Source organism: Proteus cibi, assembly GCF_003144405.1.
GTDB classification, from domain to species: domain Bacteria; phylum Pseudomonadota; class Gammaproteobacteria; order Enterobacterales; family Enterobacteriaceae; genus Proteus; species Proteus cibi.
Genome location: NZ_PENW01000034.1, coordinates 1 through 16,750 on the forward strand (window position 1 = coordinate 1; position 16,750 = coordinate 16,750).

Annotated in this window: 21 protein-coding genes and 1 other RNA gene; 12 read left to right on the forward strand and 10 right to left on the reverse strand. The window is 38.9% G+C overall.

The window, feature by feature from the left end:
- From DK865_RS17050 to DK865_RS17075, 6 genes are all read left to right on the forward strand, one after another.
- Positions 1 to 610, forward strand: a 610-nt coding sequence (locus DK865_RS17050; RefSeq protein ID WP_228407813.1) for a bacteriophage T4 gp5 trimerisation domain-containing protein, incomplete at its 5' end; no start/stop codon positions are given.
- Positions 607 to 1,005: a hypothetical protein gene (locus DK865_RS17055; protein ID WP_109392414.1), complete on the forward strand. Its 399-nt coding sequence runs from the start codon at positions 607 to 609 to the stop codon at positions 1,003 to 1,005. The genes DK865_RS17050 and DK865_RS17055, both read left to right, overlap by 4 nt.
- 131 nt (positions 1,006 to 1,136) lie before the next feature.
- Positions 1,137 to 1,334, forward strand: coding sequence for a hypothetical protein (locus DK865_RS17060; RefSeq protein ID WP_109392415.1), 198 nt, complete (start codon positions 1,137 to 1,139; stop codon positions 1,332 to 1,334).
- Positions 1,294 to 2,286 (forward strand): hypothetical protein, encoded by a 993-nt coding sequence (locus DK865_RS17065; RefSeq protein WP_162556639.1) that lies wholly within the window; start codon positions 1,294 to 1,296, stop codon positions 2,284 to 2,286. Before DK865_RS17060 ends, DK865_RS17065 begins: the two co-directional genes overlap by 41 nt.
- The gene (locus DK865_RS17070) at positions 2,277 to 3,224 is read left to right on the forward strand and encodes a hypothetical protein (protein WP_109392417.1); all 948 of its coding nucleotides are present in this window, start codon (positions 2,277 to 2,279) and stop codon (positions 3,222 to 3,224) included. The genes DK865_RS17065 and DK865_RS17070 overlap by 10 nt, the downstream gene beginning before the upstream one ends.
- Positions 3,225 to 3,273: 49 nt before the next feature.
- A complete protein-coding gene (locus DK865_RS17075) occupies positions 3,274 to 3,543 on the forward strand; it encodes a PAAR domain-containing protein (protein WP_023583310.1) in 270 nt (89 codons plus the stop codon).
- Between the two features lie 89 nt (positions 3,544 to 3,632).
- Here the strand turns inward: DK865_RS17075 and DK865_RS17080 are convergent, their stop codons facing one another.
- Entirely contained in the window at positions 3,633 to 4,535 is a 903-nt protein-coding gene (locus DK865_RS17080; RefSeq protein ID WP_023582840.1) for a LysR family transcriptional regulator, read from the reverse strand.
- A 113-nt stretch (positions 4,536 to 4,648) separates the two neighbouring features.
- Here DK865_RS17080 and DK865_RS17085 point away from each other — a divergent pair, with 113 nt between their 5' ends.
- Positions 4,649 to 5,353 carry a pirin family protein gene (locus tag DK865_RS17085; protein ID WP_109392418.1) on the forward strand — a complete coding sequence of 235 codons (705 nt, stop codon included), beginning with the start codon at positions 4,649 to 4,651 and terminating at the stop codon, positions 5,351 to 5,353.
- Positions 5,354 to 5,420: 67 nt separating this feature from the next.
- Here DK865_RS17085 and rnpB read toward each other — a convergent pair.
- Both rnpB and rsmI read right to left on the reverse strand, forming a co-directional pair.
- An RNA gene (gene rnpB / locus DK865_RS17090) (RNase P RNA component class A) lies at positions 5,421 to 5,795 on the reverse strand.
- Between the two features lie 60 nt (positions 5,796 to 5,855).
- Positions 5,856 to 6,734: a 16S rRNA (cytidine(1402)-2'-O)-methyltransferase gene (gene rsmI, locus DK865_RS17095; protein WP_023582842.1), complete on the reverse strand. Its 879-nt coding sequence runs from the start codon at positions 6,732 to 6,734 to the stop codon at positions 5,856 to 5,858.
- Between the two features lie 61 nt (positions 6,735 to 6,795).
- Between rsmI and DK865_RS17100 the strand changes: the two genes are divergently transcribed.
- The 4 genes from DK865_RS17100 (at position 6,796) to dolP (ending at position 10,218) form a co-directional block, all read left to right on the forward strand.
- Positions 6,796 to 8,559, forward strand: a complete 1,764-nt coding sequence (locus DK865_RS17100) for a penicillin-binding protein activator (protein ID WP_036913933.1) — start codon at positions 6,796 to 6,798, stop codon at positions 8,557 to 8,559.
- A gap of 80 nt (positions 8,560 to 8,639) precedes the next feature.
- On the forward strand, positions 8,640 to 9,017 hold the full coding sequence (locus tag DK865_RS17105; protein WP_023582844.1) for a YraN family protein: 378 nt from the start codon (positions 8,640 to 8,642) through the stop codon (positions 9,015 to 9,017).
- 22 nt (positions 9,018 to 9,039) lie between these two features.
- On the forward strand, positions 9,040 to 9,630 hold the full coding sequence (diaA, locus tag DK865_RS17110) for a DnaA initiator-associating protein DiaA (protein WP_004245257.1): 591 nt from the start codon (positions 9,040 to 9,042) through the stop codon (positions 9,628 to 9,630).
- Positions 9,631 to 9,639: 9 nt separating this feature from the next.
- The gene (gene dolP / locus DK865_RS17115) at positions 9,640 to 10,218 is read left to right on the forward strand and encodes a division/outer membrane stress-associated lipid-binding lipoprotein (RefSeq protein WP_023582845.1); all 579 of its coding nucleotides are present in this window, start codon (positions 9,640 to 9,642) and stop codon (positions 10,216 to 10,218) included.
- A gap of 113 nt (positions 10,219 to 10,331) precedes the next feature.
- Here the strand turns inward: dolP and ureG are convergent, their stop codons facing one another.
- Genes ureG through DK865_RS17150 form a run of 7 tightly spaced genes read right to left on the reverse strand, consistent with a single transcriptional unit; the run spans position 10,332 to position 15,365 of the window.
- Positions 10,332 to 10,949, reverse strand: a complete 618-nt coding sequence (gene ureG / locus DK865_RS17120; protein ID WP_023582846.1) for an urease accessory protein UreG — start codon at positions 10,947 to 10,949, stop codon at positions 10,332 to 10,334.
- A gap of 9 nt (positions 10,950 to 10,958) precedes the next feature.
- Positions 10,959 to 11,624 carry an urease accessory protein UreF gene (locus DK865_RS17125; RefSeq protein ID WP_162556640.1) on the reverse strand — a complete coding sequence of 222 codons (666 nt, stop codon included), beginning with the start codon at positions 11,622 to 11,624 and terminating at the stop codon, positions 10,959 to 10,961.
- 24 nt (positions 11,625 to 11,648) lie between these two features.
- Positions 11,649 to 12,143, reverse strand: coding sequence for an urease accessory protein UreE (gene ureE, locus DK865_RS17130; protein ID WP_109392420.1), 495 nt, complete (start codon positions 12,141 to 12,143; stop codon positions 11,649 to 11,651).
- Between the two features lie 26 nt (positions 12,144 to 12,169).
- Positions 12,170 to 13,873: an urease subunit alpha gene (gene ureC, locus DK865_RS17135; RefSeq protein WP_109392421.1), complete on the reverse strand. Its 1,704-nt coding sequence runs from the start codon at positions 13,871 to 13,873 to the stop codon at positions 12,170 to 12,172.
- Positions 13,870 to 14,196 (reverse strand): urease subunit beta, encoded by a 327-nt coding sequence (locus DK865_RS17140; RefSeq protein WP_109392422.1) that lies wholly within the window; start codon positions 14,194 to 14,196, stop codon positions 13,870 to 13,872. Before DK865_RS17140 ends, ureC begins: the two co-directional genes overlap by 4 nt.
- An 8-nt stretch (positions 14,197 to 14,204) precedes the next feature.
- Entirely contained in the window at positions 14,205 to 14,507 is a 303-nt protein-coding gene (locus DK865_RS17145; RefSeq protein ID WP_023582851.1) for an urease subunit gamma, read from the reverse strand.
- Between the two features lie 21 nt (positions 14,508 to 14,528).
- Positions 14,529 to 15,365: an urease accessory protein UreD gene (locus tag DK865_RS17150; RefSeq protein ID WP_023582852.1), complete on the reverse strand. Its 837-nt coding sequence runs from the start codon at positions 15,363 to 15,365 to the stop codon at positions 14,529 to 14,531.
- 494 nt (positions 15,366 to 15,859) lie between these two features.
- Between DK865_RS17150 and DK865_RS17155 the strand changes: the two genes are divergently transcribed.
- A complete protein-coding gene (locus DK865_RS17155; protein ID WP_023582853.1) occupies positions 15,860 to 16,750 on the forward strand; it encodes an AraC family transcriptional regulator in 891 nt (296 codons plus the stop codon).

Sequence of the window (16,750 nt, forward strand, 5' to 3'; positions counted from 1 at the left end):
CTACGGCTTTATGGCGATCCCGCGTATTGGGCAAGAAGTGATCGTCTCTTATTTAAATGGTGATATTGATAGACCGATTATTACGGGCTGTACTTATAACGGTCGCAATGCCCCACCACTAGATTTACCCAAAGATAAAACTCGAACCACTTTTCGTACAAAGACGCATAAAGGCACAGGATTTAATGAACTGCGATTTGAGGATGCCGGCGGACGCGAAGAAGTGTATTTACATGCGCAGCGGGATTTAAATATTCATGTGCAACATGATAGTCATTGGCATACACAGCATAATTTCAAGCACCGTATCGATAACCAACGTTTTACTGAAATTGCCGGTGACGATCACCTTATTATGCAAGGAACACAAAAATCCTTAATTGAAGGTGATGTTTCATTACAAATTAAAGGCGCAAAACATAGTAAAATTGATGATGAATTATATGATCCTGAAATAAACAAAAGCGGTAAGTTTGATTTTAATATGGGGAGAATAGTTGCGGAAGGGTATAACAAAGAGGGTGAGTATTTTGAGACCTCAGTAGTTAGAGCCGTTTTTGATAGACGAACTGGAGAGTTATATAGTATTTTTGGAGTGGAAAAAGAATGAAAAAAATAAAAATAGGTTATTATTATATCCGTATTTTTTGGTCTCCATTAGGAGATGATTGTAATACTGATAAATATTATTTGAATTTAAATTTAAATAATAAAGAAAGTATTTGTTCTATTGTTGAGAATGTACTTATTCCCGAGCTTAATTTATTTTCATATAAAATAAAATTAAGAATAAAGGAAAGCTTGAAATATGCTATTAATTACTATCCAGATGAAAAATTAGCAGGCGCCTATAATAAATCTCCAACATTTGTTAAATTGCCAGATAATATGAATGTGCGTGATTTTTATATTTTTGTGTGGAAGTCCATATATGGAGAAGAAAGTTATCAAGCATTAGAAAAAGATTTTTATATAGAAATACCTCTTGAAGAAATTTATGTTTAATTTTGTAAAATACTATATTACTATCTAAGTTTTTGTATTAAAAATTTATTTATTAATGAAATCGAATCATAATGTTTTTCTCGATGATTTACATAGTAGATTGAAAGTTTTTATAAAAGTAAGAGATAAATATGATGGAAAACCATAAGATTTTACCTATTAAAGATATAAATAAAGAAATATTCTCTATATTAGGAATGGATATAACCGTTTTTGAATTTATCGACTATGCAGAAAAAGATATATTTACTATAAAAAAAGTAATAAACAGCTGGGAAAACATGGATAATGGGAGCAAAACAACTACAAAAAATGAAGTTATTGGCTAACAATAAAATAATTCGTTCTATTGCTAATATTCCTAAATCACCTAAATTAAGAGAGCTTTCTATTATAAAAAGCTTCCGATTTTTATCAACAGTCAGCTTTACCGTATTAGCGGGGATATCTTTTTATGAAGCTTATAATTCTTGGCGAATTGGAAATGATTTAAATAGTATTTTTAAAGGGATTACTGGTGCTGGTTATAGCTTATTAGCTATTGGAACTCTTGGTGCTATATTTTTCCAATTAGCTCTATGGCCTATTTTTATATTTTTAGGAACTGCTTTAATGTTAGTAGGAACAGTTGGTGATCTAGCAACGACATGGGGTGATTTGGAAGCATTAGTTAAATGTAGTTTTTGGGGAAATTCAGATAAATATCCATTTTGGAATACAGAAAAAGGTCAGTTCAATAAAAGATTTAAACTAATAGATAGTGAAGAAATTAAGGTAAGCAATGGTTTTTTAATAGAAAATCAAGAGTTTATGAATATTTTTTATATGCCCAAATTAGAATGGGAATACAGTGTTAAAGAACTAATTATTAAAATGGAATTAAATAATTTCATACCTTATGATTCTCAGATTTTTTATCAAATTTGTCGTAAAATGACATCAAGAATTCCGAGTGTTTATACCGAATACAGAGAAAAAAATAAATTATTTCATTACGATAATAGTGTATACAAAAAAATAGATTACACAGAACTAGATGCTGAGTTTAATGAGAATATAAAAAATAACTACATTGATAATAATGGAAGTTCTATCTTAGAAATGGTTATAAAAACACCAGAAAATTTTTATTATGGAAATGAAATCTTTTTCTATTACAGACCATTTGAAGATAATATTGTACCCTTACGATACGATTGGGATGATAATGAAATTTCAGATCTTGAAGTAAAACATTATGGATTAATGAAACTTAGATCAAAGGGGAATCCATGGAACTAAAGCACAAACTCAGTGATCATTGTGGATCACTATTACAAACAGAAACATCAAAAATGACTCAATATCAAGCTGGTGCGCTTGATTTTGTGGAAAAAATAGATAATTTACGATTAGTCATACGCCATGCTTTTTCTAATGGCAGGACTATGCTAGCGATCCCTTTTGTTATCGGTTTACTTTGGGCTTTCAGCTATGGTGTTAAAACAATTTATATTGATCCTTGGAAAAATACAGAATCTATTTTTCTTAGAATATTAGAGAAAAAAGATAATAAAAATAACATAGTTATATTACCTCAGCATAGGGATAATGATGAACTAGAAAAAAAGTATATTCAAAATGGGAGACTTTCTTTTTTAAATTATTGGGATTATTATTACTATAGTAACTCATTTATAAGAGAAAAAAGTATTCTCTTAGATTTATTTTTATTATTAACTCCACTATTATGTTCATTACCAATGATTTATTTTGGCTTTATTGCTAGAAACCGACCTTATCTAATATGTGACCGAGAAAAACAATTATTTTATACTTGGGATATGAAAATGAATGTTTATGTTGCTAAATATTCTCAAATCAATTTTGCAGATATTAAGCCGACATTAGCACTTATTTTATATCGCGTTGATGAAAATCAAAAATTAATAGAACATAAATATTATCCCAACTTAACGATGTTTAGTTTTTTAGGCGGCGGAAGCAGCAATGATAAAGCATGGGGATTAGGATATATAACCAAATATTTATTTTATGGATTAGCACCTTTGATTGAAGGTAAGTATACAAGAAAAAAATATTCTATTTTTAGAGAAGCGCCTATTCCTAAAGATCTCGATAAACAAATAGAACAACAAGTTGTTCTGGTTGATAAAGAGCTGCCACCTTGTAAAGAAATCGAAGATAAATTATCGGAAGCAATTAAGCACTCTATTTAGATTTTTTAGTTAAGTTTGATGTTAATAATTTATAAAAGGATATATAAACATGCGTAGCACAATTCAAGGACGAAAAATCATCTTAAAAAATGATACCACCAATACCAAAGGAACCGTATTAAGTGGTTCTTTATTAGCAAAACAACTTTATGAAATAGCTTGCCTTGGTGATGACGTCTATTGCCCTGCTTGTCAGCAAAAAGGCAAAATTGTTGAAGGGGATACGATGATGAAAATAAACAATATCCCTGTCGCATTAGAAGGACATAAAGTGCAATGCGGTTGTTTAAATGGCTGTGTATTAGTCGCGGTGGAATGAACCGTTTTTAATTAGGCGGAAGCTTCCGCCTAATATTCGTGTCTCTATTTTTATTTATAGCTCAAACCTAAACCTTATTAAGTAAAAAACTATTTTTTATTATTCGCAAAGAGTTTAGGTATTTCACGTAAGCACCATGATTTAGCTTCGCCCATGCTGTCTCTTCGCCATGCCATAATAATATTATTTTCATGATGATATTCAGGGCCAACAACACGTAAACGCCCTTCTTTAATATCATCTTCAATTAAATCAATCGGCATCGTCGCCACACCTAACCCCGCAATTAAAGCACGGCGTTTATCTTCAATAGAACTGACCGTTAAACGACGCTGTTTATCTAATAGCAGTACAGTTAAAACTGGGCGCTCTCTTGCGGTATCTGCAATGGCAATGCCACGATATTTTAAGCGAGTTTCTTCTGCCAATGGCTCAGGCTCGTTATGGATGGGGTGATCTGGGCTGGCAACATAAACACTGGTGGTATTGTATAAAGGGCGAAAATTGATTTCTGATGAAGTGCGAAAATGCATATCAGGTGAAATCACAATATCACATTTACCACTTTCTAAGCTTTCCCATGCCCCTGCTAATACTTCAGTGACTAGCGAAAGTTGGGTATTGGATTTTTCAGCTAATTTATCGACCAACGGAAAGAGTCGAGATGCCGGGGTGAGTGCTTCACAAACAATAGTAATATGTGGCTCCCAACCTCTGGCTAAAGCTTCTGCATCTGAGGTCAATTTGTCAGCTGCCTCAAGTAATATGCGTCCTCTATCAAGCAGCATTCTGCCAACATTGGTAAATTTTGTTCTATGACCAGAACGGTCAAAAAGGACAACATCTAAATCTTCTTCTAATTTTTGCATGGTATAACTGAGTGCCGATGGAACTCGATTTAGTTCATCAGCGGCGGCTGCAAAACTCCCTCTACGATCAATGGCATCCATCACTCGTAAAGATTCCAACGTAATGGCTTTGTCTTTACTCATTATACTTATCTCTATCAAATAATTTGATTATAGGCACCAGATTAACTTGCTAACAATAGACAGTCCATACCTCTATGATAAATATATTGATAATCTACTCGAAAAATACCGCTATGATAAAATACAGAACAGCACAACAGTGTGGTAAAGCGGATTATGGTTGGCTACAAGCTCGCTACACATTTTCCTTTGGCCACTACTTTGACCCTCATTTTTTAGACTATGGCACCCTAAGAGTTCTCAACCAAGAAGTGCTTGCTCCAAATTCTGAATTTAAAGCAAAGACCTATCCTCATGTTGATGTGGTTAATCTTATTCTTCAAGGAGAAGCAACATACCTTGATAATATGGGACGTACTGTAACGGCAAAAGAAAATGAGTGCTTACTTATTTCACCGCATAATACAGATACGTATATAGAGAAAAACAGCAGTCCTGATACGCCATTAACCCGTATTCAGTTATGGTTAAATGCCTGTCCACAACAAGAAAGTGTAGCCTCACAAAAATTGGTATTAGATGAAAACTTAAAATATCAATTGTTAGCTTCACCTGCCGGTGATGATGGCTCGTTAATGTTAAGGCAGACAATTTGGCTTTATCATATTCATTTGCAAGCAGGCGATGAGATCACATTGCCAATAAAAGGACAGAAAGGCTTTTTACAATCCATAAAAGGCGGCACCTATTTGCAAACGTCCACACAAGAAAATGGGCAAATCCAGTGTGGCGATGGCGCGTTTATTCAAGATAGCCACAGCATCACGTTAAAAAGCTCGGCTGAGTTTCGTGGCTTGTTTATTGATATTATTTCGTGATTGTTGATTTAGATTGGCTTAACAACAGAAAACCCTCGAAACACAACGTGAATCGAGGGTTTTTTATGAGGTGAGTTGACCGTTAAGCCGGGTTCTGTCGTGGACAACCATTCATCTAGGCCAGAACTTGCGCGCTGGCTCCAGCAACCTACCCGGGTTCAATGCGGGCCGCACCATAAGAACCCCTATTTGGTCTTGCTCCGGGTGGAGTTTACCATGCCACAAACTGTTACCAGTTGCGCGGTGCGCTCTTACCGCACCCTTTCACCCTTACCTGATCCTGTAAACAGGCCATCGGCGGTTTACTCTCTGCTGCACTTGTCGTAGGCTCGCGCCTCCCAGACGTTATCTGGCACCCTGCCCTGTGGAGCCCGGACTTTCCTCCCCTCTATCCGTCTCCCCGAAGGGACAACGATAAAGCAGCGGTTGTCTAGTCAACTCAGGGTGCGGATTATAGGGATTTTGGTAGAAAATGTATAGCAAAAGAAGCTAAAAAATCACTTTACTCGTCTTGAGCTTCACCATTTTGCTCAATGACATGTTTATAAAGTGCATTTTTCTTCACGCCATAAATCTCAGCAGTAACTGCTGCCGCTTTTTTCAGTGGTAACTCTTTTTGTAAAATCGCGAGTGTCCGTAATACTTCTGGGGAAAAATCATCATCAACAGGTTTTTCATAACCCTCAACAATTAATACCATTTCACCTTTACGGCGGTTTTCATCTTCAAGAACCCATTTAAGCAATTCACCAACAGGCATACCTTGAATAGTTTCCCACGTTTTTGTGAGCTCTCTCGCTAATACTACGTAGCGATCTTCACCCCAAACTGTCACCATATCAGCTAAACTATCTAACAGCCGATGTGTTGATTCATAAAAAATCAATGTACGAGGCTCTTCTGATAATGCACGTAAGCAGTCCTGACGACTTTTTGTTTTTGCGGGTAAAAAACCTTCATAACAAAAACGATCAGAAGGAAGTCCTGCCGCAGAAAGTGCCGTGATAGCAGCACAAGCGCCGGGTAATGGCACAACATTTATGCCATTCTTACGACATTGATTGACTAAATGATAGCCAGGATCGTTAATTAATGGTGTACCTGCATCAGAGACTAATGCGATACTTAGCCCCTGCTGTAATTTGCTAATTAATTGATCTGCTTTTTGCTGTTCATTATGATCATGTAACGCATACAAACGTGCGTTAATGGCAAAGTGCTGTAATAGAAGCCCTGTATGACGGGTATCTTCTGCAGCAATTAAATCGACATGAGACAGCACATCAAGTGCCCGCTGGGTGATATCGCCCAGATTACCAATAGGTGTGGGTACTATGTACAGTGTGGATGTCGTTACCGCTGCTCGATTAGGTTGATTCATTGTTTATTCCGAATGACCGATTTAAAATTGAGCATAATTATAAAACATCACTGGGTACAGTATGCTTTCCTCAATTTTTGTGCGTTTTAAAACAGGTTTATCCTATACTGCGATACTCTCTGCGTTGATTATGTCAGGTTGTACCCTGACGGGGCAACAAGAACAACCTCTCACTCCCGCTGCAAAAGCAGAAATGGAGATGAAACAATTTCAAAAAGTGATTGATGATTCTCAAGGGCTTGCATCTTTAGATGTTATTAGAGCCTATATTGGGTTAGAAACATTAATTACTGATCCTCAACTGCATCAGAAAAATATTGATGACACATGGCTCACACTAACCAAACTCACACCAGAACAACGTCGTGGTGTCGTTATTAAAGCAGATGAGAATACGCTGCAAGGTTGGTTAGATTTACTGAATACCTATGAATACAACAAAGATGATGCGGATAAGTTATCAACAGCGGTGAGAGAATGGCAGACTCGCTATCCTCGGAATCCAGCTGCATTAACACTTCCAGCATCATTATTACGTCTTTCACAACCCTCTGTAAGTACGAGTAGCCAAATCGCCTTATTATTACCTTTAACAGGGCAAGCAAAAGTTTTTGGTGAGGCTATTCGTCAAGGCTTCCTTGATGCGCAAAGTGGCTTACCACAACCGCAAGCAATGCCTGAACCTCAAGCCCCTAAAAATGATGACAGCCTAGCCTCAATTTTAGAAGAATTAGGCATTAGCAATACTGAAACGTCTGCAACAAATTCAGATACCACGAAAGCGTCCACTGACAATAGTGAAACAAATCAAGTAAAAGAAGAAAAAGAAACGGAAACTTTTTCAGGTAATATGACCGTTCAGCTTGATCCTATTGCGCAAAACTCTCGCCAAGTGATTGTTTATGATACCAATAGTCAACCTATTGATGTCTTGCTGAAAAAAGCACAACAAGATGGCGCCAACTTAATTGTCGGTCCACTGCTAAAACCGGAAGTCATGAAGACCATTGAGCTTCAAAGTGGTTTGCCAGTGTTAGCCTTAAATGAATTAGAGAGTGTTCCTTCAGCAACAACTGTTTGCTTCTTTTCTCTTTCACCCGAAGATGAAACCCGCAATGCGGCGCAACACTTACGTCAGCAACAAAAATCAAACCCATTAATTATTGTTCCTGATAATAAATTTGGTCAACGAATGGCACAAACATTTGCTGATGAGTGGCAACACACAGGTGGCGGCACCGTTTTACAACAAACGTTTAGTTCTGTTGAAAGCTTAAAAGCCTCTATTAACCGCGGTGTGGGTATTCGTATGACAGGTACGCCTGTTCTACCAACCGCTAATGCACCTTTACCATTAGAGACTCAATCTATTCCATCTGCGGGTGGTGCCATTGATTCGGTTTACATTATTGCGACTAGCGATGAATTAACCTTAATTAAACCCATGATTGATATGGCGATCAGCACCAAAAAACGTCCACCCATTTATGTAAGTTCACGTAGTAACCAAGGTGGAACTGGTCCTGATTTCCGTATGGAGATGGAGGGGATTCAATTTAGTGATATTCCATTGATGACTGGTGCTAATTTGCCGTTAATGCAAAAAGCCTCAAGCAAATTTGCGAACGATTACTCATTAATGCGTCTTTATGCCATGGGAATTGATGCATGGTCATTAGCAAACAATTACAATGACCTAACAAAAGGTTCATTGCGTTTTAATGGTATTTCAGGTTCATTACGTGTTGAAAACAACTGTACTGTTTATAGAGAACTTCCTTGGATGCAATTTAAACAAGGTAAGATTGAACCTGTTGCACAGTAATGCACGTATTTCGTTATCATTAAAATAAACCGCCATAAAGGCGGTTTATTTTATGAGTAAGACAAAGAAGGAAATCATGGATGATTTTTTCTAAAAGCCCTTATTTTTTAGGGCTATACTATGAGCAAAAAGCGCTAAAATATTTACGCCAACAAGGATTAATATTAATTGAGCGTAATGTCCGATATCCCTGTGGCGAAATTGATCTTATTATGCAGGAAAAGAGGACATGGGTATTTGTTGAGGTTCGTTTTAGACGTAACATCTTATTTGGTGATGCAATAAGCTCTATTACTACCTCAAAACGACGTCGCTTATGGCGTACAGCTAAATGTTGGTTAGCACAACGCCAAGAAAGTATCGAGACGTCAGACTGTCGTTTTGATATTTGTGCATTTAATCAACGCCAGTTAATATGGTTAAAAAACATTCTCGATTATACGGAATTTATTCGTTAAATTAGATTATATAGGTCTTAACGTGCTTGATAGAATCAAAGTCTGCTTTACAGAGAGTATTCAAACTCAAATTGCAGCAGCAGAAGCATTACCAGATGCCATTTCCAGAGCCGCCATGATGATGGTTCAATCTTTGTTAAACGGCCATAAAATATTAAGCTGTGGAAACGGTAGCTCAGCAGCAACAGCACAGCGATTTGCCGCAAGCATGATCCATCGTTTTGAAACTGAACGCCCAAGCTTGCCTGCATTATCATTAAACACAGATAGCGTTGTGATGACTGCAATTATGGGGAATCAGCAGCACGATGAAATCTATGCAAAACAAGTGCGTGCATTAGGACAAGCTGGAGATGTGCTACTTGCTATCTCAACTCACGGTAACAGCAGAAGTATTATTAAAGCCGTTGAAGCCGCTGTTACACGAGATATGACCATTGTGGCATTAACCGGTTATGATGGCGGAGAGCTTGCCGGATTATTGGGTCCTCAAGACGTTGAAATTCGTATTCCATCTCAACGCACCGTCAGAATACAGGAAGTTCAGATGCTAACAGTCAATTGTCTCTGTGATTTAATTGATAATACATTATTCCCACATCAGGATGACTAAGGAGTTACTATGAAATTGCTTCCTATCACCGCAGTGCTGTGTTCTGCACTTTTACTGCAAGGTTGTATCGGCGCCGCGGTTGTCGGCACTGCCGCAGTTGCGGGTAAAACGGCAACCGATCCTCGCTCATTAGGGCAACAAGTTGACGATGGTACTTTGGAAGCACGTGTTTCTGGTGCTCTAAACAAAAACGAACAGATCAAGAAAAGCAATTCGCGTATTGTGGCGACGGCTTATCAAGGCAATATCTTATTAACGGGTCAAAGCCCTGATATGTCTGTTGCGAATACGGCAAAACAAGTCGCAAGTCAGGTTGAAGGCGTGAATAACGTCTACAATGAAGTTCGCCAAGGTGAGCCTGTGACATTAGGTACAGCGTCTTCAGACACATGGTTAACCACCAAAGTTCGCTCTCAAATTTTAGGCAGTGATTCAGTAAAATCCTCTTCTGTAAAAGTGATCACTGAAAATGGTGAAGTGTTCTTATTTGGTATTTTAACTCGCCAAGAAGGGGCAGCTGTTGCAAAAATTGCCAGTGAAACCAAAGGCGTAGTAAAAGTAACTACTGCATTTACTTATCTTAACTGATCCCATTACTAATCTCGTTTTTAAATTATCCTGACAGTATCGGTCTTTATAATAAAATGACCGATACTGACAGTGTCTTTCTCGGCTAAAACTCGCCTTTACTCAACAAGCCGTTAGCGTCTTAACATCCCTTTATCAATGATAAAATCGATAATCGTTTCCAAGCCTACTTTTTCTTTTAGATTTGTGAAAACATAAGGCTTCACAGGACGCATTCTTGCTGTGTCTGATTCCATGACTTCTAATGATGCACCAACATAAGGTGCGAGATCGATCTTGTTGATCACAAGCAGATCAGAATGGGTAATACCGGGGCCACCTTTACGTGGAATTTTTTCCCCTTCGGCCACATCAATCACATAAATGGTTAAATCAGCAAGTTCAGGGCTAAATGTCGCACTTAAATTATCACCACCGCTCTCCACAAAAACGATATCAAGATTTTTGTGGCGCATGGCTAATTCTTCAACCGCCGCAAGGTTCATTGAAGCATCTTCGCGAATAGCAGTATGAGGACAACCTCCCGTTTCAACACCAATAATACGATCCGCATCTAATGCTTCAGCGCGTGTTAAGATCTTGGCATCTTCTTGAGTATAAATATCGTTAGTCACAACTGCGATTTCATAAGTATCGCGCATTGCTTTACAAAGAACTTCTAACAGTGCTGTTTTTCCTGATCCAACAGGACCACCAACACCAATACGTAGTGGTTGATTATATTCTTGCATATAGATTTCTCATGAACGAAAAAGTCGAGTGTATTGTGTCTCATGGCGACTACTGGCAATAACTTGCGCGGGTGTAAAACTCCCAATATCTTCCGTTGACCAATGTGCAGATTGCTCAACAATTGCAGGGATCTGCTCTGCTAATGTAAACAATATGTTCTGCCCCGCACTTTGCCCTAAAGGGATCAGTTTTACGCCTGACATCACTGTATTTTCGAGCCACCCCCAAGCGTAAGCACAGCATAACTTTTCAGCGGAAATACGCCATTTCACCGCAGCTAACGCAAATGCCATAAGTTGTGTCTGTTTTACACACGCGAGTAAAGTCTCATCTAACTCAATATCTAATTGAGGAAGTAAACGAGCAAAAGCGATACCTCGTTGGCGTTCTTCTTGTCTTAACTCTTTAGTTTCACGACTTGCGACAATAAAATCACACCAATATTTCACTTCACTCATTTTGGCTTGTGCCAAACTTTCTTGTAATCGCCGTAAGATAGGGAGCTCTAACGTTGCTAAAGTGCCAGTCATTTGGGTGCTTAGCCAATCCGCTAAGGTTTGGGGCGAACAAACCCACCCCTTTTCAATCGCCCACTCTAACCCTTGAGAATAAGTAAACGATCCCACCGGTAAAGAAGGACTGACTAATTGATATAAGCGCAGATCTGCAAGCATCAATAGGCTCCCTTATTCAAATGATTAGTGATGATGATGATCGTCATGAGCATGGTGATGATGACCACCTGACGATCCACCATAAGCGCCTGGCTCAGGTTGGTATTTCTCGAATCCCACAACCACATTGGCGCCTAAGCCTCTCGCCATATCGTCTAAAACATGATCATGAAAATAACGGCACCAGCCCGCTTCGATTTGTAATGGAACATGACGATTTCCTAAGTGGTAGCAAACTCGTGCCAATAACAGGGGATCGTCACTATATACTGTTGAAACTTGCTCTTTTGCAGCTTCAATCGTTACCTGTGTATTATCTTCCGATAATAAGATATCGCCCTCTTTTAGCACTGTACCACGAGGCAAAAATAGCCCTGCTTCTTGCCCATCACTTAATGTCACTTTTAAACGACTTTTAGTTCTTTCATCCATCGTCAAACACAAAGTAAGAGCCTGTTTTTCTGGCGTTGCTGTTTCAAGCGCTTTTTGTTTATCAATAAGTTGAGTAAATCTTTTCATTCTCTACATTCTCGGTAAAACGCTAATCAAAAGAGGAAATAGCGTTGTGCCATGGGTAATTGCGTTGCAGGTTCACACACTAATGGCACACCATCCGCTTTCACAATATAGGTTTGAGGGTCAAGTTCGATATGAGGCACATAACTATTGTGGATCATCGACGCTTTAGTGATATTACGACAACCCTTAACACGACCGATTAAGCTTTTTAAGCCTAGCTTTTCAGGTACACCTGCATCGATCCCCGCTTTCGACATAAAGATCATCGACGTTTGATATTTTGCTTTACCTAAACACGCATACATTGGACGATAATGCACAGGCTGAGGCGTTGGAATAGCCGCGTTAATATCACCCATTGGTGCATAAGCCACCATGCCGCCTTTCATGATCAGTGCCGGTTTCACACCAAAGAAAGCCGGGTCCCATAAAACCAGATCAGCCAATTTTCCTTTTTCAATAGAGCCGACTTCATGTGCAATACCATGTGCTAAAGCCGGATTGATCGTATATTTCGCCACATAGCGTTTAATCCGATGATTATCACTTTCAGCGGTATCACCTTCTAATGTGCCTCGTTGTAATTTCATTTTGTGTGCACATTGCCAAGTACGAAGGATCACTTCACCTACGCGCCCCATTGCCTGTGAGTCCGACGACATAACAGAAATCGCCCCCATATCATGTAAGATATCTTCTGCTGCGATGGTTTCACGGCGAATACGAGATTCAGCAAAAGCCACATCTTCAGGAATAGAAGGATCAAGGTGATGGCAAACCATCAACATATCAAGATGCTCATCTACCGTGTTAATGGTATAAGGCATTGTTGGGTTAGTGGAGGCAGGGAGAATATTGGGTTCGCCGACTGATTTAATGACATCGGGTGCATGCCCCCCTCCTGCACCTTCGGTGTGGAAAACGTGGATCACACGACCCGCTATTGCTTTCACCGTCTCTTCATAGAAACCACCTTCATTTAAAGTGTCAGAGTGAATAGCAACCTGCACATCCATTTCATCGGCAACATTAAGGCAGTTGTGAATTGCCATTGGTGTTGCACCCCAGTCTTCATGAATTTTTAGACCAATAGCACCCGCTTCAATTTGTTCACGAACGGCTTCAGGTTGGCTCACACAGCCTTTACCAAATAAACCGACGTTAATCGGGAGCTCATCAACGGCTTCTAACATGCGATGCATGTTCCAAATACCCGGGGTTACTGTAGTTGCATTTGTTCCTGCAACCGGTCCGGTACCGCCACCAATAAACGTGGTGACACCCGACACTAAACCTTCTTGTGCTTGTTGAGGGCAGATAAAGTGAATATGCGTATCAACGCCACCTGCGGTAATAATTTTACCTTCGCCCGCAACCACTTCTGTGGCAGGTCCGACAACAATATCCACATTAGGTTGTACATCAGGATTACCTGCTTTACCGATCCCCACAATGCGACCATCTTTAATACCGATATCCGCTTTTACGATCCCCCAATGGTCTAAAATAATGGCGTTTGTGATAAGCACATCAACACATTCAGCATTGACGACTTGGCTCTGCCCCATACCATCACGAATAACTTTACCCCCACCAAATTTGACCTCTTCGCCATACGTGGTGAAGTCTTTTTCAATTTCAAGAAAAAGCTCAGTATCGGCTAATCGCAAACGGTCGCCAGTTGTGGGACCAAACATATCTGCATAAGCTTGACGTGAGATAGTTTTCATTTTTTCTCACTCTCCAATTTACCCATCACTTTGCCATGAAAGCCGTAAATTTCACGCTTTCCTGCAAAAGCCACTAATTCAACAGTACGGCGTTGACCGGGTTCAAAACGAACCGCCATGCCCGCTGGAATGTTTAAACGAAAACCTAATGTGTCCTCTCGTTCAAATTTCAATGCTTCATTCACTTCATAAAAATGATAATGAGAGCCGACTTGCACGGGTCGATCGCCATGATTAGCAACCTGGATTGTTTTTGTCTCTCGACCTGCATTAAGTTCGATATCGCCTAATGCTTGGTTAACTCTAATTTCACCGGGTATCATGTTGTTACCTACACAATAGGATCATGAATAGAAACAAGTTTTGTACCATCAGGGAATGTGCATTCCACTTGAATGTCTTTTATCATTTCTGGCACGCCTTCCATCACTTGTTCCGCTGTCAAAACAGTGCGCCCTTCACTCATCAGTTGAGCAACCGTTTTTCCCTCTCTCGCCCCTTCCATAATGGCGCAACTGATCAGTGCAACCGCTTCAGGATAATTAAGCTTGAGCCCTTTCGCTAAACGTCTTTCAGCAACAAGACCTGCTGTAAAAAGCAGTAATTTATCTTTTTCTCTTGGTGTTAATTCCATTTCTGCTCCTAAAATTAACGATTATGTCGCCCATATACGAGGTGGCTCAGGGCAATACCCTAACCAGTGTTGTCTGACGGTTTGCCAAACTTGAGCAAAACACGCCATCATCGGCTCTGTTTGGGAGCCTAATAACCGTAAAACTAAAATGCCATCTACGTCCGTTAAACCATATTCGATAACCTGATCGTAAGTAGCCGAGAAAGCCTCGATAGTTTGTTGAATAAGGCTTTTTAATTCGTCCGTTGCGGGATAAATATAAAGTGACCCCAACATCGGAAATTCACGCATAGCAGCCGATCTTTTTTGCAAACCATCAACAAAAATCGACTCAGTTAATGTCAGCTTTTCATCAATATAGAAATTTAAACGCCCTTTTACATTGCCATTTTCAAACCATTCATTTAAAACAGGGCGACCAAAACATTGGATTTCCCAGCCAATAAATTTGGCTGTAGATGCAAGATGAATATGCGTTTCTAGGCGAACTTGCGCTTCAGGAAAAAAGATATTTTCTTGAGGTAACCACTCTAAAAAGCCATTAGCTGCCACGTTTAAGGTTTGAACTTGCCGAGCTACACCGCCAGCACTGCGGTAAAACTTAGTCGCTCCGGGGGTTGTGAGCAATGCATGCGCTTGAGGTTGTACATCAATATTAATCAATAGGTTATCGCCACCCACCACCCCGCCGGGGGGATGAAGCAAATAAGTGTGTGCAATTCCTTGCTCAGGATAAAAAGGACGCTGAACCATTAATGGGCCGATATGGCGCTTTTCTGTAAGACGTGTTATTTCGCGTTTTACTTCATAACGTAAAACGATTTCAGCAAGCCAACCCTTCCCTGAAAAGTCAGACATACTCACTCCTGCCAACTCGGCAAAATTATCAATAAATCAGGAAAATACGTGAATACATACAGCGCTATCCATAAGATTGATTCATTCAAAATCAAATAGAAAATAAGCTAATGAATGTTGGATAGGGTGTGGATAAAAGACAAACAGTGATATCCTAAGAACAGGATAATCTCCTTCGTCTGTGACGCGCGATTTTACACCTTATTACGAAAAATGCGTTTTGAATAAATAACAATTTATTTAGAAAAAATGACACTGTTTAAAATAAATGTAAAAAATGAGCAAATATCTATATTGTCATGTTTTATCAACAAGATTATGTTCTGCTTCACTCTCATTCTGCTTTGCATGACAACACTAATTTAAATTAGAATAATCTCTCTAATTATTATTCTAGACGTGGCTTATCAGTTTATACAACAAATGAGCTAATTTTGAGTATTGTTCATTTAAACAAGATGAATGCTTAACTTGCCTACGGTATATCAGAGATCATGGAATACAAACACATTCTGTCCTCTAACCAAATGTCTTTAAAAACGTTTTACATCGAAAACCCGATGATAGCGATGGTTAGTGGCGCAAAAGGTACGATTTGCATCAATGGACAATCTATTGATGTCTCTAGCCATTTAACGCTTATTATTCCGAAGTACAGTCAAGTTTCTTGCGATATAGTCAACCAATTTACGCATAAATCTATCGAACTACACACGCTTGTATTATGTGAAACAGAGCTTCAATCTGTTTTCTCTTTACTAAAACCTTTAATTAAATCTAGCTCCCCACTGACAAGCCACCTTCCTGCTTACCATTTATCAACGCCTGAAGTGATAAAAAGTAATTTTGGCATTTTAAAACAGTGCTTACCGCTACCACATGGTTCTCCATCTCAAGAAACCATGTTTATGCAACAATGTTTATTTTTTATTTTGATGGCGGTGTATCAAGAAGGTATCGATATTTTAAATATCTTTCGATTTAACTATGATGAGCCGAAAAATCAGGCAATTACGCATTTAATTACGCAAGATCCGCAAAGAAAATGGCATTTAGAAGATGTAGCAAAAACACTTTTCACAACGCCATCAACGTTACGTCGACATTTAAGTAAAGAAGGCGTTTCATTCTGTCAGTTATTACTGGATGTCAGAATGGGTATTGCTTTAAATTACCTCACCTTTTCCAATTACTCTGTTTTTCAAATAAGTCATCGCTGTGGTTTTGGCAGTAATGCCTATTTTTGCGATGCGTTTAAACGTAAATACGGTATGACACCTTCACAATTTCGCATTCAGTCTCGTCAATCTAACGATCCCTCTGCGATAACGAAGTTATCAGAGAAGATAGCGGAGCCTAATAGAAAAATATTTCAAACCTTATAG